The sequence below is a fragment of the Microseira sp. BLCC-F43 genome, assembly GCF_041929235.1.
In the GTDB taxonomy this organism is placed as follows: Bacteria; Cyanobacteriota; Cyanobacteriia; order Cyanobacteriales; family Aerosakkonemataceae; genus Microseira.
In genome coordinates, this window is sequence record NZ_JBHFNP010000348.1 from 33,129 (window position 1) to 51,882 (window position 18,754).

The following is an 18,754-nucleotide window of genomic DNA, read 5'->3' on the forward strand; positions in this document are numbered from 1 at the left end:
ATACTCCCGTTAACTAGCGCCTATTTCTGCAAGCAGATTTTCAAGTTGTTCTTGGTTAAGATCGACATCAGGAAAATCTGAAGGAGTGTAACCACCCGCATCGGGTGATTGACAGTGAACAATCAATTCCCGCAACACTTCCAGATAGGTTTGAGCTAAGTACTCAACTGTGGCTTTTTGGTAAAGATTTTTGCTGTACGTCCACGACAGCGATAGCTGTCCCCCATTCACCAATCCGTCAATTTCAAATAAATGACTCCGCGTACCTTGCAAACTGCGGCTATTACCAGTAGATTCCCTCGCAAAGCTAAACAAAGAAGACTCAGAAAGTGTCCGATCAAACTGACCTAAATAGTTGAAAATAACTTCAGCTTGGGGCAAATTTTTCAGTTGTTCGGCAATTTTATTATCGCCGAGATAGCGCAAAATTCCATAACCAATTCCCCGATTGGGAACGCCGCGCAGTTGTTCTTTAACTGCTTTCAAAGTTTCTCTCGGATTGGATTCTTGGTTTAAAATTATGGGAAACACACTTGTAAACCAACCTACGGTGCGCGATAAGTCTAGATTGTCAAAAATTTGTTCCCGTCCGTGACTTTCCAGGTCTACTAAAAGAGAGCGATCGCCCGTCCATTTAGCAAAAGCCATAACCAGCGCTGCAAGTAACACATCGTTAATCTGGGTGTTATAAGCTTTGGGAACTTCTTGTAGTAAGGCTTGGGTTTGTTCTGCGTTGAGTGCGATCGCTACTCGATCCGCAGAAGCAACGGTATTATCGCCCTCTGGATAGTCCACAGGTAAACGAGAAACTAAACTGCGAGACTCGGTTAGCCAATAGTTTTGCTCTTGTTGTAAACTGGCTGAGCGTGCATATTCTTGAAGACAGTTAGACCACTGCTGGAAGGAAGTTGTCTTGGGTGGTAAATCGATCGCCTCACCCCGACTCAAGTCTTCTAATAAAATTCGCCAAGAAACGCCATCAATTGCTAAGTGGTGAATGACGAACAGCAGGCGACTCGGTTTGTCAACACCAAAGTCGAAATAAGCAACTCGGATCAACGGTCCAACTGACAAGTTAAGACTCGACTGCAATTCATTAATAGCTGCTTCTAAGGCTGCTATTTGTTCTACCTCTGGTAGTGCGGAAAAATCCAACCGCGTCAATGGCACTTCTGCATCAGGATTGGCGATCTCCTGCTTCCAACCAAACTCTGTTTGCACAAAGCGCAGGCGAAGTGCATCGTGGTGTAATACCAACTGCTGTATTGTCTGCTGTAACAAAGCCAAGTCGCAATTTTGCTCGACTTGCAACAGCACAGCTTGGTTAAAATGATGCGGTTGTGGCAGATTTTGTTGGAAAAACCAGTGCTGAATCGGCGTTAGATGTACCTCTCCCGTCACCAAACCTTGTTGTGCCTCTGTAGTCTGGATTGTGCTTGCTACGGCTGCCAATTCAGCAATAGTTTGATGCTCGAATAGTTGCTTGGGAGTTAGCCGCAAACCTGCTTTGTTGGCTCTAGCGATCGCTTGAATGCTGAGAATCGAATCTCCACCCAATTCAAAGAAATTATCGTGAATTCCTACCTGTTCAATGCGAAGAACTTCAGCCCATATTTTCGCTAACACCCCCTCGATGGTTGTGGAAGGTTCGACAAATTTTGTTTCCGGTTCATGCGGCGTCAAATTCAAATGCAACAGAGCGTTCCTATCCACCTTACCGTTGGGTAACAGCGGTAAGATCTCCAGGATTACAAAACCGGACGGCACCATGTAATTGGGCAGTTTTTTTGTTAATAAATCTCGCATTTCAACCGTTGTGGTTGCTGTTTCTTTGGCGACAATATAAGCTACCAACCGTTTATGATTCGGCTTTTCGCTTTCTTCTTGGGCTAAAACTACCGCATCTCGAACCGCAGGATGTTGTTTTAAAATTGTTTCAATCTCTCCTAATTCAATGCGGAAGCCACGAATTTTCACTTGCGAGTCGATGCGTCCGATCAACTGGATATTTCCATCGGGAAGATAGCGAGCCAAATCCCCGGTTTTGTACAAGCGACTTGGTTTTAGAGATTGGGAATTAGCTCTCTCAAAGGGGTTTAATATAAACTTTTCGGCTGTCAGATACGGACGATTGAGATACCCTCTAGATAAGCTATCGCCGCCGATATAAATTTCACCAGTGACGCCGATGGGAACTGGTTGCAAATGAGAGTCGAGGATATAAATTTGCGTGTTAGCAATAGGACGACCAATAGGCACGCAGGAAAGTTGTCGATCCGAGGTAGTTAATTCATAAAGCGTGACACCGATTGTCGCTTCGGTTGGGCCGTAAGCATTAATCCAGCGAACGCGATTCCCTACCTGTTTTTCCCAAATAACCAGTTGTTCTGGTTGTACGGCTTCGGTTCCTACAATCGCTAAACGAAGTGTGGGAGGTAATTCGGTTTTTGAATCGACAAGATAAGACACCCACTCGTGCCAATAGGTAGTTGGTAAATTGACAACGGTAACTTTTTCTTGCGCCAAAAATTGCCCGAAGTTGGCAAAATCTAGAATTTCTTCTGGTCGGATAACAACTGTCGCGCCGCTTAACCAGGAGGGAAAAATTTCTTCTGCCGAAACATCGAAGCTAATAGAACCGAATTGGAGAATGCGATCGCTACTTTGAAGTTGATACGCTTTGGCAACGGCAATACTATGGTTTGTTAAGTCTTGGTGGGTGATTTCAACGCCTTTGGGTGTCCCTGTAGAACCCGAAGTATAGATAACATAAGCTAGGTTTTCCGCAGTTACATTGGTATGAGGATTCTCTTGGCTGTGCTGAGAAATTTCTTCCCAATCTGTATCCAAACACGCGATTTTCACTCTTGATTGAGGCAGTTTTTCTATTAAGTGCTGTTGAGTCAGCAGTATACCTATCCGAGCATCCTCCAACATAAAGGCTAACCTTTCTGAAGGGTAGGAAGAATCTAAGGGTAAGTAAGCCCCACCAGCTTTTAGGATGCCAAGAATTCCTACCATCATTTCTAGCGATCGCTCTACACACACCCCCACCAGTTGTTCTGGTTTCACTCCCAAGGAACGCAGATAGTGCGCCAATTGATTTGCCTTAGCATTTAGCTGGCAATAAGTCAAGGTTTGGGCATCAAAGATTGCAGCAACAGCGTCGGGCGTCTGCTCTACTTGGGCTTCAAATAACTGATGAATGCAGCAGTCTTTGGGATAATCTGCAAACGTGTCATTCCAATCTACCAGCAATTGTTGTCGTTCTGACGCAGTTAAAATTGGTAAATCTGATAAACACCGATCCGGATTAGCAACAATACCTTCTAGCAAGGTTTCAAAATGCTTTAGCATTCGGGCAATCGTGGCGGCTTCAAACAAATCGGTGCTGTATTCTACCTCCGCGATCGCTCCTTGTGAATTCTCCACGATTGCCAAGCTTAAATCGAACTGCGCCCTGTTAGTTTCAACGTTTAAAGTATCGATAGTCAATCCTTCTAACGCAATCTCTGGCATGGGGGCATTCTGAAGCGCGAACATCACCTGAAACAGTGGATTTCGACTCAAATCCCGTTGCGGCTGTAATTCCTCTACTAGCTTCTCAAACGGTAAATCTTGGTGACTATAAGCTGCTAATGCAACTTCGCGCACTCGACCCAGCAGTTCCCGAAAAGTGGGATTACCCGCAAGATCGGTACGCAGCACCAAAGTGTTTACAAATACCCCGAGAGACCCCTCAATTTCAACTCGGTTGCGATTAGCAATTGGCGAACCGACGCAGATATCTGCTTGATTTGTATATCGGTATAACAATGTTTGGAACGCTGCTAGTAGCGTTACGAACAAGGTAGCGTTTTCCTGCTGGCTGAGTTTTTTCAGCGCTGGGGTTAAATTTTTGGTTAATAATAAAGATTGCCGCGCTCCTTTAAAGGTTTGAACTGGGGGTCGAGGTCGGTCTGTGGGAAGTTGGAGAACGGGTAAATTGCCGCTTAATTGTTGTTTCCAATAAGTTATTTGAGAAGCGATCGCTTCCTTTTGCGATCGCTGCCAAACAGCAAAGTCTGCATACTGAATCGTCACTTCCGCAAGCGGTGAAGGTTTTCCAGCGCCATAAGCTTTATAAAGCGCTACCATCTCGCGGATCAATACCCCCATTGACCAACCATCCGAAATGATATGGTGCATTACGAGCAGCATTACGTATTCTGATTCGCCCACATGCAGTAAGCTAACCCGCAGCAACGGCAACTGCGTTAAATCAAACGGTTGGTTGGCTGACTGGGCGATTAATTGCTGTACCGTTTGTTGCTGCTCAATTGGGGGAAGTTGTCGCAAATCTTGCACGTTCAAAGTCAATTTTAAGTTTGGCTCAATCACCTGAACGGGTTGTCCATCTACTGTGGCAAAGCTAGTCCTTAAAATTTCATGCCGCCTGATAACCTCGTTGAGACTTTGTTCAAGTGCCGCAAGATTGAGACTGCCTTTTAGTAGCAAAGCACTGGAAATGTTATAGAAAGGTTTGCCCGGTTCTAACTGGTCGAGAAACCACAACCTAGCTTGTGCAAAAGATAAGGGAAAACAGTTAACGTCTCGATTTTGGGGTGTAATTGGCGATGTGCCATTTGGCACGCTGCGCGATCGCGTGACTTTTGCTGTTTTCTGATAAAGCTGTTGTACAAGCATCTGGCGTTTTTCGGGAGAAAGTGCGGCGATGCGTTCGTTATTGTTGCTCATTGATTTACTTGGTGAATTTCTTGTTCGGATAGCTGCTCTAGTTCTGCTAACATCTGAGTCAGCATTTCATCATCAGCTTGCTCGATCAGGTTTTGTGCGATCGCTACAGCTAATTCGGCTACAGTAGGAGATTCAAACAGTTGGCGTAAGGGCAACTCAACATTGAATGCAGCCCGTAGCCGAGAAATTGCTTGGGTGGCTAGTAGCGAATGTCCTCCCAAATCAAAAAAGTTGTCGTGGATGCCTACTTGCTCGATATTAAGAACTTCAGCCCAGATTTTGGCTATTTCTTCTTCTACTGCTGTGCGGGGAGGCGCAAATAGTTTTTCTAACTCAGGTCTACTTGTTTCAGGTGTCGGAAGACTGCGCCTATCCACTTTACCATTAGGCGTTAAAGGTAAAACTTCCAGCATCACAAACGCATTTGGCACCATATAATCGGGCAGCAATTCTTCTAAGTAACGGCGCAATTCCCCCGATTTTAAATTCACCGATTTAGAGACAATATACGCCACTAAACGCTTATTACCCGGCTCATCCTCTCTCAGTACAACCACGCTCTCACCCACCTCTGGATGAGTATTAAGTTTCGCCTCAATCTCTAATAATTCAATCCTCCTTCCCCGCAATTTTACCTGAAAATCTCTCCGCCCCAAATACTCGATTCTGCCATCAGGAAGATAACGCGCCAAATCTCCAGTTTTGTATACTCGACTATCACCGACTTCAAACGGATGGGAAATAAAACGCTCAACTGTTAAATCAGGCCGATTGAGATATCCTTTTGCTACACCTGCACCACCAATGTAAAGTTCTCCTATTACTCCCACTGGCACTGGTTTTAAATCTGGGTCGAGGATATAAATTTGCGTATTGGCAATTGGACGACCAATCGAAATTACACTATCCGACGGTGAAACTCGATCGATAACTGACCAAATTGTTGTTTCTGTTGGGCCGTATAAATTCCACACTTGCTCGCCCCTCAAGAGCAATTCATTAGCGAGTTTTGGCTCGATCGCTTCCCCACCACAAAGTATTTTTAACCCCGGACTATTTTGCCATCCGGCTGCTAATAGTAGCCTCCATGTAGCGGGTGTGGCTTGCATTACTGTCACGCCCAAATCTTGCAGTTGCTTTAATAACTCAGTACCATCGGTAGCAACTTGGCGGCTGGCGATCGCTAAACGCGCTCCTACTATCAACGGTAAGAATATCTCCAACGCGGCAATATCAAACGATAAAGTAGTCACACTCAGCAGAATATCTTTTTCGCTCAATCCTGGCGATTGACGCATCGCAGTTAAAAAGTTAACTAATGCGCTATGGGGTATTTGCACGCCTTTGGGTGTTCCTGTCGAACCCGAGGTATAAATTACATAGGCTAAGTTGTCTGGGGTAACGGTACTGTTGGGATTGTGGGCGTCGTTCTGGTTAATTTGTTCGGAGTCGGTATCCAAACAGACAGCGATCGCATTATGTAAAGGTAATGCTGGGACTAATTGCGATTGAGTTACTAAAAGGGATACTTGGGCATCTTCTAGCATGAAGGCAATGCGCGATTTTGGGTAGGCTGGATCTAGGGGGACATAGGCCGAACCTGCTTTGAGAATGCCCAGCAGTGCTATTACCATGTCGAGCGATCGCTCTACACAAATGCCGACCAAACTATTAGGCTTGACTCCTAATTTTATCAGATGATGTGCTAAAAGATTAGCTTTTTGATTAAGTTGGCTATAAGTGAGTTGTTGGTCTTCAAACACCACCGCCACAGAATCGGGAGTGCGTTCCACCTGCGCCTCAAATAGCTGATGCAGGCATAAATGCGGGTAATCTATTTTGGTGTTATTCCAATCAACTAATACCTGTTGTCGCTCAGATTCTGTTAACAGGGGCAATTGCGACAGACGCCGATCCAGATCGGTCATCATGCCTTCTAGCAAAGTTTGGAAATGACCCAGCATTCGGCTAATCGTAGCGCTATCAAAGCGGGTGCGATCGCACAAAATTTGTAGCGACACTTGCGAACCTACTTCGACTATCAGCGTCAAAGGATAATTTGTTTGTTCAACAACTGCAATCTCGCGCACTCCCAGAATCTCTCTGTATTGGGGTAAAGAAGAATCTACAGGATAGTTCTCAAAGATGACGAGAGTCTCGAACAAAGGCACGCCTCGCGGTACGTCACTCCATCGGTGAACTTCCACTAAAGGACTATATTCATATTGCCGTGCCTCAGATTGTTGAGCCTGAATTTCGCGCAGCCAAGGTATTAAAAATTGATCGCGATCGACTTGTACGCGCACGGGTAGAGTATTGATAAAAAGTCCTACCATAGATTCGGTTTCTGCTAATTCCGCCGGACGACCAGAAACAGTGGCTCCAAAAACAACATCTGATTCCCCGCTATAACGACTTAAAAGCAGCGCCCACGTCCCCTGTATCAGGGTATTAAGCGTCAGTTGATGCTTTCGAGCTAAAGAATAAAGTGCTGTTGTTGTTGTTTCCGATAGCTGGATTTGCTGCTTACCGTTACCCTTTACTTCATCGCCCAAATTTCCGCCTACATTAGAGTTCGACCATATCTCTTGTGGGATAGGCGTCTCGCCTGTCAAAGAGTTTGTTTTTTGCAGAAGTCCATTTAACATTGTGGGAGCAGTAAAACCTTTAAGTAACTGTCTCCAGAATGTTTCGGCAACAGATAAATCTTGCTGCTGTAGCCAAGCAATATAGTCTCCGTAGGAACGACAACGAACTGAGAGAAAATCTTGACCTTGAGACAGCGCTGTGTAAGCATCCAGCACTTCTTTAAGAATTAATGCGGTAGACCAACCATCTAAAATTAAATGGTGTTTGCTCCAGACAAATTGGTAGGTATTATCGTCTAGGCGGATCAGCGTCAAGCGCATCAGCGGTGCTTGGGAAAAATCGAAGTCTTGCTCTCGATCTGCCTGTAGAAACGCTTCGATTTGCTGTTGTTGTTCGCTGGGTGTAATTAAGCGCCAATCGTACTGTTCTAGAGGTAGTTGGACTTGCCGATAAACTATTTGTAGCGATCGATCCAGGTTTTCCCAATGGAAAGAAGTCCGCAAAACCGCATGTCGATCTATAATTTGCTGCCAAGCTTGCTCAAAGGCAGAAACATTCAGATTGCAATGCAAGACATAGCTCATTTGTACGAAATACATCCCTGCTTTGGGATCGTACAAACTGTGAAATAAAATGCCTTGCTGTGCTGGCGATAGGGGATAAATATCTTCGATGTTTTGCGGTTGAGATTTGATTTGGGTAAGCAGCAAATTGAGGGCTGTTTGGCTTAAGCGTGCTTTCGGGAAATCAGTTGTGGTGTAGCTTGCTGCATCGGGGGAATGAGATTGGAGAATGAGCGATCGCATTACCGCCACAAACTCCAAGGCTAAATTCTCAATCCTATCTCGACTATGAATTTGTTCGCTGTACGTCCAATCGAATTGCAGCCGACCTGCGACAACAATGGCGTTAATATCTAACAGATAGCTGCGATTTCCCCGCAAGCTACGATCGGCGCCGATAGATTCTGGCGCCAGTTGGAATAAAGACGAATTCTGAAATACCTGGTCTGATTGACCCAAATAATTAAATCTTACCTCTGCCTTTGGCAAGGTTTGCAGTTGTTCGGCATTGCTGAGATAGCGCAGCACAGAGTAGCCGATACCTCGATGGGGAATAGCACGCAATTGCTCTTTTACTGCTTTTAATACCTCTTCTTTCCGAGTAGATTCGCCCAACTTTAATACCACTGGGAAGATAGTAGTAAACCAGCCGACTGTACGCGACAAATCTACATTTTCCACAACGTCTTCCCGCCCGTGACCCTCTAAATCTACCAGCAACATTTGCGAACCTGTCCACCGGGAAAAAACTTGCAATAGGGCGGCGAGCGATGCGTCTTCGATCCCGCCTCGCAGCAAGGCGCGGGTTTCTTCCACACTAAGATTAACCGACACGGTGCGAGCCGACGCAACCGTATTAATTCCGTTTGCCAAGTCCACTGGTAAGCGGGTTTCTTGCTGACAGAAACAACTAACCCAGTACTTTTGCTCTCGATCCAATTGTGCTGAGAGAGCATACTGGTGCAAACTTTCAGACCACTGCTTAAACGAGGTTGTTTTGGGCGATAACTTAATAGTTTCACCCCGGCTGAGTTGTTGGTAAGCGATCTCAAAGTCTTCCAACAAAATCCGCCAAGAAACGCCATCTACAGCCAAGTGGTGAATTGTTAAAAGCAGGCGAGTAGGCTTGCGATCGCCTAAATTAAACAAAGCTACCCGCACCAGCGGCCCTTGTGATAAATTCAAACTTGCTTGCAATTGGGATGCCGTTGCTTCCATTGCAGCTTTTTGTTGAGTTTCTGGCAATGCCGATAAATCTACATAGGAAAATGGTATTTCTTCCCCATCAGCGTTGCTCAGAAATTGCTGCCAGCCAGACTCAATTTGCACAAATCGCAGACGCAGTGCATCGTGGTGTTGCAATAAATGCTCTACTACTCGTTCTAATAACTTTGGATCGAGAGATTGTCGCACTTCTAGCACAATAGTTTGGTTCCAGTGATGAACATCGGGAAGATTTTGCTCAAAGAACCAATGTTGAATCGGTGTCAGGGATACTTCTCCTGTGACCAAATCTTGCTCAGCTTGAACCACAGTTGCATTCGGCGAAGTTGTGGTGCGGGCATTTGCTGCTAATTGTGCGATCGTTGGGTACTCAAACATCTGCTTGGGAGTGAGTTGCACGCCTGCTTGATTGGCTCTAGCAACGATCTGCATACTGAAAATAGAGTCTCCGCCCAACTCGAAAAAATTATCGTGAATGCCGACTTGTTTGAGTCCTAAAACTTGCGCCCAAATCTTAGCTAATACTTCCTCAACGGGGGTACGAGGTGCGACAAAAGTTTCTTCATCGGATCTCGATGTGTCTGGTGCTGGTAGTGCTTGAATATCCACCTTACCGTTAGGCGACAGCGGCAAAGTTTTTAGCCGCACAAACGCAGACGGTATCATGTACTCTGGCAACTTCTCCTGAAGGAATTGACGCAATTGGTTAGTTGTAGCAAATGTATTTTGGTTGAAAACTATATAAGCAACCAAACGCTTGTTACCCGCTTCATCTTCTCGCCCTAAAATAACAGCTTCCCGAATCGCTGGATGCTCGCGTAGTACAACTTCAATTTCAGTAAGTTCGATGCGGAAACCGCGAATTTTTACTTGATGATCGATCCGCCCCAAAAACTCAATGTTTCCGTCTGGCATGTAGCGAGCTAAATCGCCTGTTTTGTAGAGGCGACCTGATTTTAAATTATTAGGTTGTTCTTGAAGAGGACGCGGGGACACGGGGACACCCAGACGCGGGGATGGCTTTACAAAACTCTCCGCTCTCCCTTGTCTCCCCCTCTCCGCGTCCTCCCCAGCCGCGTCTTCTTGGTCAGAATTCGTACCCCCCAAATTAAAATCTAATACCTTAAATTTCTCGGCAGTTAGTTCGGGCTGATTTAAATAACCTCTAGCTACGCTAGCACCACCAATGTGCAATTCCCCCGGTACGCCAATCGGAACTGGCTGTCCGTACCGATCGAGCAAGTAAATCTGTGCGTTAGCAATTGGACGACCGATGGGAACCGTCTGTGCATCGCTTGTTAAAATATTTTCTACCTCAAAGGTCAACACGCCTACGGTGGTTTCTGTAGGGCCGTAGTGGTTAAGAATTCGGCAATTAGGAGCGTACTTGCGAATCTGCTCGATTAACTTCCATCTAACAGCTTCCCCCCCCAAAACTAATCGCTGCCGGGGTAAAATTTGTTCGCCATAGGAAGATGTCAGCAAAGCTGCTAGGTGGGAAGGAACGATCTTCAGACAGTCGATTGGATGGCGGCGACAGTATTCTGCAATAGCTTTGGCATCCCAGGCTCTTTCTTGGGAAATTATATGAAGAGATCCTCCCGTACATAAGGCGGGAAAAATAGCCGTGTTGCCTAAGTCTGCTGCAAAGGTGGAAACAGTCGCAAAGCTGACACCCGCAGGAAGATCGAGTTTTTCCAAGATACCGTTGAGGTAGTTGATGAGTTGTCGATGCTCAATTGCGACGCCTTTGGGCTGACCTGTTGAGCCAGAGGTGTAGATAACGTATGCTAAATTTTCAGGCTTGGTTTCGCTGTTTAAATTTTCGTTGCTTTCTTGTGAGATTGCATCCCAGTCAGTGTCTAGTTGCACTACTTGCGTTGCATAATCTGGCAGAATTGCGACTAATTTCTGTTGTGTCAACAGTACCGATACCCGCGCATCCTCCAACATAAAACCTAAACGCTGTTTTGGTAGTTCTGGATCTAGTGGGAGATATGCTCCACCAGCTTTTAAAATGCCCAGCAATGCCACAATTAGATTCAGGGAGCGTTCGAGACAAATTCCTACCAAAACTTCTGGTTTTACGCCTAAATGCTGTAGGTGACGAGCGAGTTGATTGGCTCGTGCGTTAAGTTCGGCGTAGGTTAGTTGCTCCTCCTCTGCGACAACTGCAATATTGTCAGGTGTCTCTGCAACTTGTGCTTCAAATAAGTGGTGAATACAAGATTCGGTTTGAGGTTTTTGGTTTTGGTTAAACTCGACTAGCAGTTGATAAAGGTCGCCTGGTTTGAGGATTTGAAGCGTTGCGATCGCCTCCTCTGGTTTTTCAATTGCGTTCTCTAACAATGTCTGATATTGAATTGCCAATTCCTCAATATCTTCTGGTTTAAAATAGTTGTAATCATAATGAAAATCTGCAACTATACCATCCTCCCTACTAATGCAGGAAAGTTTGATTTTAAACCGCTCCAAACAAGCGTAACTCTCTTCAATTGAAAACGATACGTCAGCACCAGAAACTTTAAAAGGCAGTTGTTCAAAATCGAAACAAACAGGATTATTATTAGCATTTATTTTTACCCTATGCTTCTGCATGACTTCCGCCCAGGCAAAATATTCTTGCCATTGGGAAGCTTCCCGCATTGATGCTTCAATCTGCTGCACAGTTTGGCTGAATTGAAGGTTGGCTTCTAAATGACCTGTCAGCGGTAAATATTTGGCAAATAAACCTAGTGCTGATTCTAACTCTTCATGGGTGCGACCATCGTAACAGACGCCAATTGTAATGTCTGAATTTCCGGTAATTCGCCAGAGAATAATCTGCCAGATAGTTAGCATTATTGCGGAAATTGAACTGTTATATTTTTGAGCGATCGCTTTGATTTTTCCCGAACTACCAGGGAGGTTTAAACGATAAACTTGAGGGTTAAAATTCCCTTTTTCCAAACGATTTTCATAAGGAAGTTTCAGATTAAAAAATCCAGAAAGTTCCTGCTGACGCCAATAGGAAGTTCCAACTGCTGCTGACTCTCCTTCAAATAGTTCATTTTGCCATTCAGCGATATCGACATACTGCAATGGTTCGTCAGATAGATCTTCCCCCTGCAAGCAAGCTGCGTAAGCATTGCTAATTGCGATCGCTAGATTTTTAAGAGTTACCCTATCGGCATATAATGCAGGCAAGCATATCGGTAATAAATGCTTTTCTGCTGAAAGAATAACTAGCGAAATTTCCCCAAATGGACTTTGTTGAAAATCAAAATATTTCCGCCGATTATCCTCGATTATTTCCTCGATTTTTTCCGATTGCTCTTGGCTATTTAAATGACTAATATCGCGATAATTGAATGCTACTTTACTTGACTCGTTGATGACTTGAAGCGGCATCGTCATCCCGTCTAAAAAGCAAAAAATAGTGCGGAAAATTTCATATCTATCTACGACATGCTGTAAAGCAGATTCCCAAATATTTTTTTTCAGTTTTCCCTCAATATAAATAGCACATCCAACCCGGTAATGCTGGTTATAACTAGCTTGCTGCAACAGCCACAAATGCTTCTGCTGCGGTGAAAGTTGAAACCCTTCTATAACTCGCTTTTGCATATTTTTCTCTTCCTTTTCTGACGCTAAATATTTTAAAAAATGTTAGTTTCAGCCATCCCAACTACAACTTTTCTCGAACCCGTAAATGGTTGACGACCGTGGGATGCGAGCATATTGTCTAACATCAATACATCCCCATCTTGCCAAGGAAAAATTATCGCTTCCTGCTGATAAATTTCCCGAATTTCATCTAATACAGCAGTCTCAATCGGAGAGCCATCACCGTAATAAGCATTGCGCGGCAATTCTTCCTCTTTAAACGCTGCCAGCAATGATTCGCGTATTTCCGATTTCAAGCTGGATACATGGAACAAATGAGCTTGGTTAAACCACACCATTTCACCAGTTTTTGGATGGGCGGCTACAGCTTGACAGACTTGACGTGTTGTTAAACTATCCTCGCTAGTCCAAGCCAACTCAATTTCAGCTTGACGGCAATAATTCTCTACTTCTGATTTGTTAGTTGTCTGAAAAACATTATGCCATGAAAGGTCTAGTTTGTCATCATAGTTTCGCACATACATCACCTTTTTTTCCATAAATTTTTCTTTGATTTCTGCTGGAATGCGTTCAAAAATTTTCCGACTGTCAGCAATGGGGGTTTCGCCGCCTTGTTCGGCAGATTTGAGGCAAAAAAACCAGATTTTCAGAGGCCAGTTGCGGGAGTAAGCCATCTCGTTGTGCAGGGGTATAGATTGAGTGGCAGGGTATTCAGTTGAAGTGTATATTTTGCCGCTAATTTGGTGGCGCGGTGTTGAACGATAAGAGTAGTCTAGCAAGTTTCCAGAAATTGTCTTAATGCACTGCTCAAACTCTCCTATTCCATCGATCTGGAAATTCCGAAACAGAATGCCGCCGTATTTCAATAGTTGTGTTTCCAGCCATTCTCGATTGCTAGCGATCCAAGTTAGTAGCTTGACCCCATCGATAGCAGGCTCTAGCACCAATGGCAAAGGTTTTTCTGGGTAAATGAAGTTTGATTTAACTAATTCGGATGATGATAGGCTGATGGGTTTTCGTCGGGCGGGGTTTAAGTTGAGAGGTTTCATATTGTTTCTGAATGATTGAACCGCAAAAGACGCAGAGGACGCAGAGGAAGAGAAAAGGTTCTGGTTGGCTCGGTAGTGTATATTTTCAGGTTGTGTAGGGGCGGGTTTTACCAAAAATTTATGACGCTAACAGATCAATTTTATAAACCCGCCCCGGCTTATACAGCACCGATACTACCTGACAAAATCTCAGATATAAACGTATTTGATATCGTGATTTATCTTCCTGTTTCAACAATAAGTTTGCGCTTGATGGTTGTTAGTTTCTGGCGTTGCATTTCTTTGTGTGGGTTCGGGTCAAAATGTTGGGAGGATTCCTGGGGATTTTTAGCCATTGCTGCGAGGATTTGGGCATAGCAGCTACCAATTTCTTCTGCTTGATCGTGGCAGATTTTGCAATTTACTGAAAGTTGAATTTGGGATGAGTTCACGTCTAAACTAAAGTTGGCTAACAAAACAAAGTCTGTGAAACCAAATTCGCGGATACCTAAAACTTCCAGACTGCTTAATTTGTAAAGACGTTGGGAAATGTGAAAGTGAGTAAAGTTAAAGGATACTTCAAACAGGCGTTGTTGACCTAAATCTCTTTGGATCTGGGGTAGGGGATAGCGTCGGTGTGGCAGTAATTCTCGTTCGGCGTCAAAAGTTTGCCGTACTAAATCTAGCCAAGTGCCTGCTTTTAGTTTGAAGCGAAATGGTAAGGTGTTAAGGAACAAACCTAATATGCGATCGCCATCGGTTGTTTCTGGTCTGCTATTCGATGAAAGTCCCGTCACTACGTCCGACTGTCCGCTGAGCAAGCTTAATACCCGCAGATGAGCAGCGAGCAAAACGCTTTTGAGCGGAACGTTTGCCGATACCGCTAGCTGTTTTAGATTGTGGGAAACTTCTGGCGATATTGGCACTCGAATTGCTGCGACGCCAGTACTTTGAGCGGTAAAATTCCAGCGGGGTAGCTGGGTGATTGTACTGGAATGCAACTTTTCCATCCAGAAGCAGCGGTGTTCTTGGGATGCGATCGCTTGTCGCTGCAACGCCACAAATTCCCGGTATGCGATCGCAGGCGATGCTAAGGTGGAATCAATTTGTTCTCCCAACAAATAAAAATAGTGATGAAACAACTCGTTGAGCAGAGATACCATACTCCATCCATCGAGAATGGCGTGGTGAAAACTCAATGCAAATTGAAATGTTTCTTCGCTAAGGCGATGAACTTGAAAGCGTAATAATGGTGGCTGTGTCCAGTCAAATTTGTGGCACTTTTCGCTTTCCATCCAGACAGCCAAAACTTTCTCTTGCGCGTTAGGTGCAAGGTGGCGAAGATCTTCCACTTGCAATGGAATACACGCTGTTGGGTGGACTAACTGCAAAGGTTCGCTAAAATTACTCAGATCGAATGAAGTCCGAAGTACGGGATGTCGAGTTGCTAACTGTTGTACAGATGCTTGCAACGCTGGCAAATCGAAAGTAGCTTTTAGGTGGAAGCTGAAAACATCGTGGTAAACATTAGAGTCTACGCTGTACGCGCTGTGGAAAAGCATCCCCGTTTGCAGCATAGCCAAGGGATAGGCATCTTCTATATCATTAGATAACTTCTCTCGGTCTGCTACAGTAATGAGACTGAAGGGTTGAACTTGCTCGCAATTTGCATTGTTGGCTTCGTGACGTTGAATTTCTTGCGCTAATTTGTGAATGGTTTGATATTGAAACAACTGCGACACGGAAAAGTTTAAGCCTTGTTCTTGAGCGCGATAGAGAATTTGAATACTTCTGATTGAATCTCCGCCCAAGGCAAAAAAGTTGTCGTGGATACCTACTTTTTCCAGATTGAGAACTTGCGCCCAAACTTGGGCTAGTACCTTCTCAATAGGAGTGGAAGGTGCTGTATAAACGGCTTCTAATTCAGGTCTTGTTGTGTCGGGTGCTGGAAGACTTCGCCGATCTATTTTACCGTTGGGTGTTAGGGGTAAAGTTTCCAGGATTACAAAAGCGGAAGGAATAAAATATTCTGGTAGTTTCGCCTGCAAGTAACTACGCAATTGCGGTACTAGATCTGGATTTACGCAGGTGTTAGGTAATTGGGTGGTTTCAGGCGTTTCTGATCCCCCCAACCCCCCCTTCATAAGGGGGGCTTTAGGAACAACATAGGCGACCAAACGTCGATTTCCTGGCTCATCTTCGCGCAGTACAACCGCAGTTTCTCGCACCTCCGGATGTTGATTGAGCGTTGCCTCAATTTCTAACAGTTCAATCCTAAAACCTCGCAGTTTTACTTGAAAATCGCTTCTTCCCAAATACTCGATATTGCCGTTAGGAAGATAACGCGCTAAATCTCCAGTTTTGTACACCCGACTATCACCGATTTCAAACGGGTTTGAAATGAAACGCTCCGCTGTTAATTCAGAACGGTTAAGATATCCTTTTGCTACACCTGCACCGCCGATGTAAAGTTCTCCTATTACTCCCACTGGCACTGGTTGTAAATTTGGATCGAGAATATAAATTTGGGTATTGCCTATTGGACGACCAATTGCGATCGCACCAGCCTCAACTCGATCGATAATTGACCAAATTGTAGTTTCTGTTGGGCCATATAAGTTCCACACTTGCTCGCCCCTCAAGCGCAATTCATCGGCGAGTTTGGTATCAAGCGCTTCACCACCACAAAGGATTTTTAACCCCGGACTACCTTGCCATCCGGCTGCTAATAGTAGCCTCCAGGTAGCGGGTGTGGCTTGCATCACCGTAATATTTTTTTCAAGTAGTTGCTTTAATAACTCAGTACCATCCGTAGCTACTTGGCGGCTGGCGATCGCTACTCGCGCCCCAACAATCAAGGGTAAAAACAGTTCCAGCGCTGCAATATCAAACGACAAAGTAGTTACGCCAAGCAGGATATCTTGTTCGTTTAACCCTAGTGTTTGGCGCATCGCAGTTAAAAAGTTAACTAATGCACCAAAGGGAATTTGTACGCCTTTGGGTGTTCCTGTGGAGCCGGAGGTATAAATTACATAGGCTAAGTTTTCTGGGGTAAATGTATTGTTAGGATTGTGGGCGTCGCCCTGGTTAATTTGTTCGGAGTCGGTATCCAAACAGACAACGATCGCATTATGTGAAGGTAATGCTGGGACTAATTGGGATTGAGTTACTAAAAGGGCTACTTGGGCATCTTCTAGCATGAAGGCGATGCGGGAGGAAGGATAAGCCGGATCGAGGGGGACATAGGCAAAACCTGCTTTGAGAATGCCCAGCAGTGCTATTACCATGTCGAGCGATCGCTCTACACAAATGCCGACTAAACTATTAGGAGCGACTCCTAGTTTTTGCAAGTAATGCGCCAGTTGATTCGCTCGCTCGTTCAGTTGCCGATAAGTGAGTTGTTCGTTTTGGAAGACTACAGCAACAGCATCTGGTGTCGCTTCTACCTGTGCCTCAAATAGCTGGTGAACGCCTTGGTCATCGGGATAGTCTGTCTTTGTGTCATTCCACTTTACTAGCAGATTATGCCGTTCTGCTGCGGTTAAAATTGGTAAGTTTGAAATGCGCTGAGACGGGTTGGCAATAATGGTTTCTAGCAAAGTTTGGAAATGTCCGACCATGCGGCGGATTGTGGCAGCATCAAACAATGCTGTACTGTATTCAAACCAACCATTAAGACCCTCTGCCGTGTCGAATAGGTAAAGCGATAAATCAAACTTTGACGTTTTGTTGTCAATTTCTTGGACGTTCAAGGTGAGGTTGCCAACCTGCAAGGGCGGCATTGGGGCATTATTCAAAGTCAGCGATACTTGAAATAGCGGGTTGTAGGTTAAATTGCGTTCCTGCTGCAATTCCACCAGCATTTCAAACGGTACATCTTGATGCGCGTAAGCACCCAAAGTTACTTCTTTTACCCGACTCAGCAAGTTGAGAAAACTGGGATTTTCAGCAAGATTAGTCCGCAAGACTAACATATTGATGAAAAACCCGATCGCTCCCTCAATTTCAGCTTGGTTGCGACTAGCGATCGATGAGCCTATAACTATATCTTCCAATCCTGTATAGCGGTACAGCAATATCTTGAATGCCGCCACCAGGGTCATAAATAGCGTCACTCCCTGCTGTTGGCTGAGGGTGTTAAGAGCCTCCTTTAAAGTAGTCGATAACACCACGGGTTCCCAAGCACCCTCAAAGGTGGGGGTTGTTGGTCGGGGTCGATCGGTGGGCAGGTGTAAAATGGGCAGGTTGTTAAGCTGCTGTTTCCAGTAGGAAAGCTGTTTTTCTAATAATTCAGGTTGCGATCGCTCTCGTTGCCAAATTGCAAAGTCGCCATATTGAATCGGCAATTCAGGTAGTGGTGAAGGACGCCCAGAAGCAAACGCTTCGTACAGCGCCGCCACTTCCCGAATTAGCACGCCTTTCGACCAACCATCGCTGACAATATGGTGCATTGTTAAAAGCATCGCGTGTTTTGTCTCGCTTAGCTGTAAAAGATGCACTCGCAGCAGGGGTGCTTGTGTCAAATCAAAAGGCTGTTGAGCTTGCCGAGTTGCCAAGCGATCGATTTCTTGCTCTTGTTCGGTTGCGGGTAATTTTCTCAGATCTGTTATTGGTATGGTGAGAAACTGAACAGGGGCAATTAGCTGAATAGGTTGTCCTTCTACTGTAGGAAAAGTAGTTCGCAATATTTCATGGCGTCTGATAATTTCGTTAAAAGTTTGCTCTAAAACCGCTACGTTCAGTAAACCCTCAAGACGCACAATCGCAGCAAGATTGTAAAAGGGATTACCAGGCTGCACCTGGTCGAGAAACCACAGTCTAGCTTGTGAAAAAGACAGCGGTAAGCAATTAGCTACTTTTCTCTTAGGAATTACTTGAGTTTGTAGATTATTCAAGCCCTTTTTCTTGAGTTGCCGTTCAAACAAAATCCGCTGTTCGGGTGAAAGGGCTGCAATTCGTTTGGCAATGCTATCCATTTGATTTAAAACCAACGAGTCGAAAAAGTTC

General features: G+C 44.9%; 4 protein-coding genes. All 4 read right to left on the bottom strand.

Annotated elements, in window-relative coordinates; translation table 11 throughout:
* Positions 1-9: 9 nt before the first annotated feature.
* Positions 10-4,737, bottom strand: coding sequence for an amino acid adenylation domain-containing protein (locus tag ACE1CM_RS45920; protein ID WP_374886314.1), 4,728 nt, complete (start codon positions 4,735-4,737; stop codon positions 10-12).
* A complete protein-coding gene (locus tag ACE1CM_RS45925) occupies positions 4,734-12,719 on the bottom strand; it encodes an amino acid adenylation domain-containing protein (RefSeq protein WP_374886315.1) in 7,986 nt (2,661 codons plus the stop codon). Before ACE1CM_RS45925 ends, ACE1CM_RS45920 begins: the two co-directional genes overlap by 4 nt.
* 32 nt (positions 12,720-12,751) lie before the next feature.
* Entirely contained in the window at positions 12,752-13,768 is a 1,017-nt protein-coding gene (locus tag ACE1CM_RS45930; protein WP_374886316.1) for a TauD/TfdA family dioxygenase, read from the bottom strand.
* 218 nt (positions 13,769-13,986) lie between these two features.
* A complete protein-coding gene (locus ACE1CM_RS45935; protein WP_374886317.1) occupies positions 13,987-18,723 on the bottom strand; it encodes an amino acid adenylation domain-containing protein in 4,737 nt (1,578 codons plus the stop codon).
* Between the last annotated feature and the right edge of the window lie 31 nt (positions 18,724-18,754).

What these genes read in the sequence shown, in the direction of transcription:
- ACE1CM_RS45920 (WP_374886314.1), bottom strand. Translation starts at nt 4,737, where the DNA reads ATGAGCAACAATAACGAACGCATCGCCGCACTTTCTCCCGAAAAACGC.
- ACE1CM_RS45925 (WP_374886315.1), bottom strand. Translation starts at nt 12,719, where the DNA reads ATGCAAAAGCGAGTTATAGAAGGGTTTCAACTTTCACCGCAGCAGAAG.
- ACE1CM_RS45930 (WP_374886316.1), bottom strand. Translation starts at nt 13,768, where the DNA reads ATGAAACCTCTCAACTTAAACCCCGCCCGACGAAAACCCATCAGCCTA.
- ACE1CM_RS45935 (WP_374886317.1), bottom strand. Translation starts at nt 18,723, where the DNA reads ATGGATAGCATTGCCAAACGAATTGCAGCCCTTTCACCCGAACAGCGG.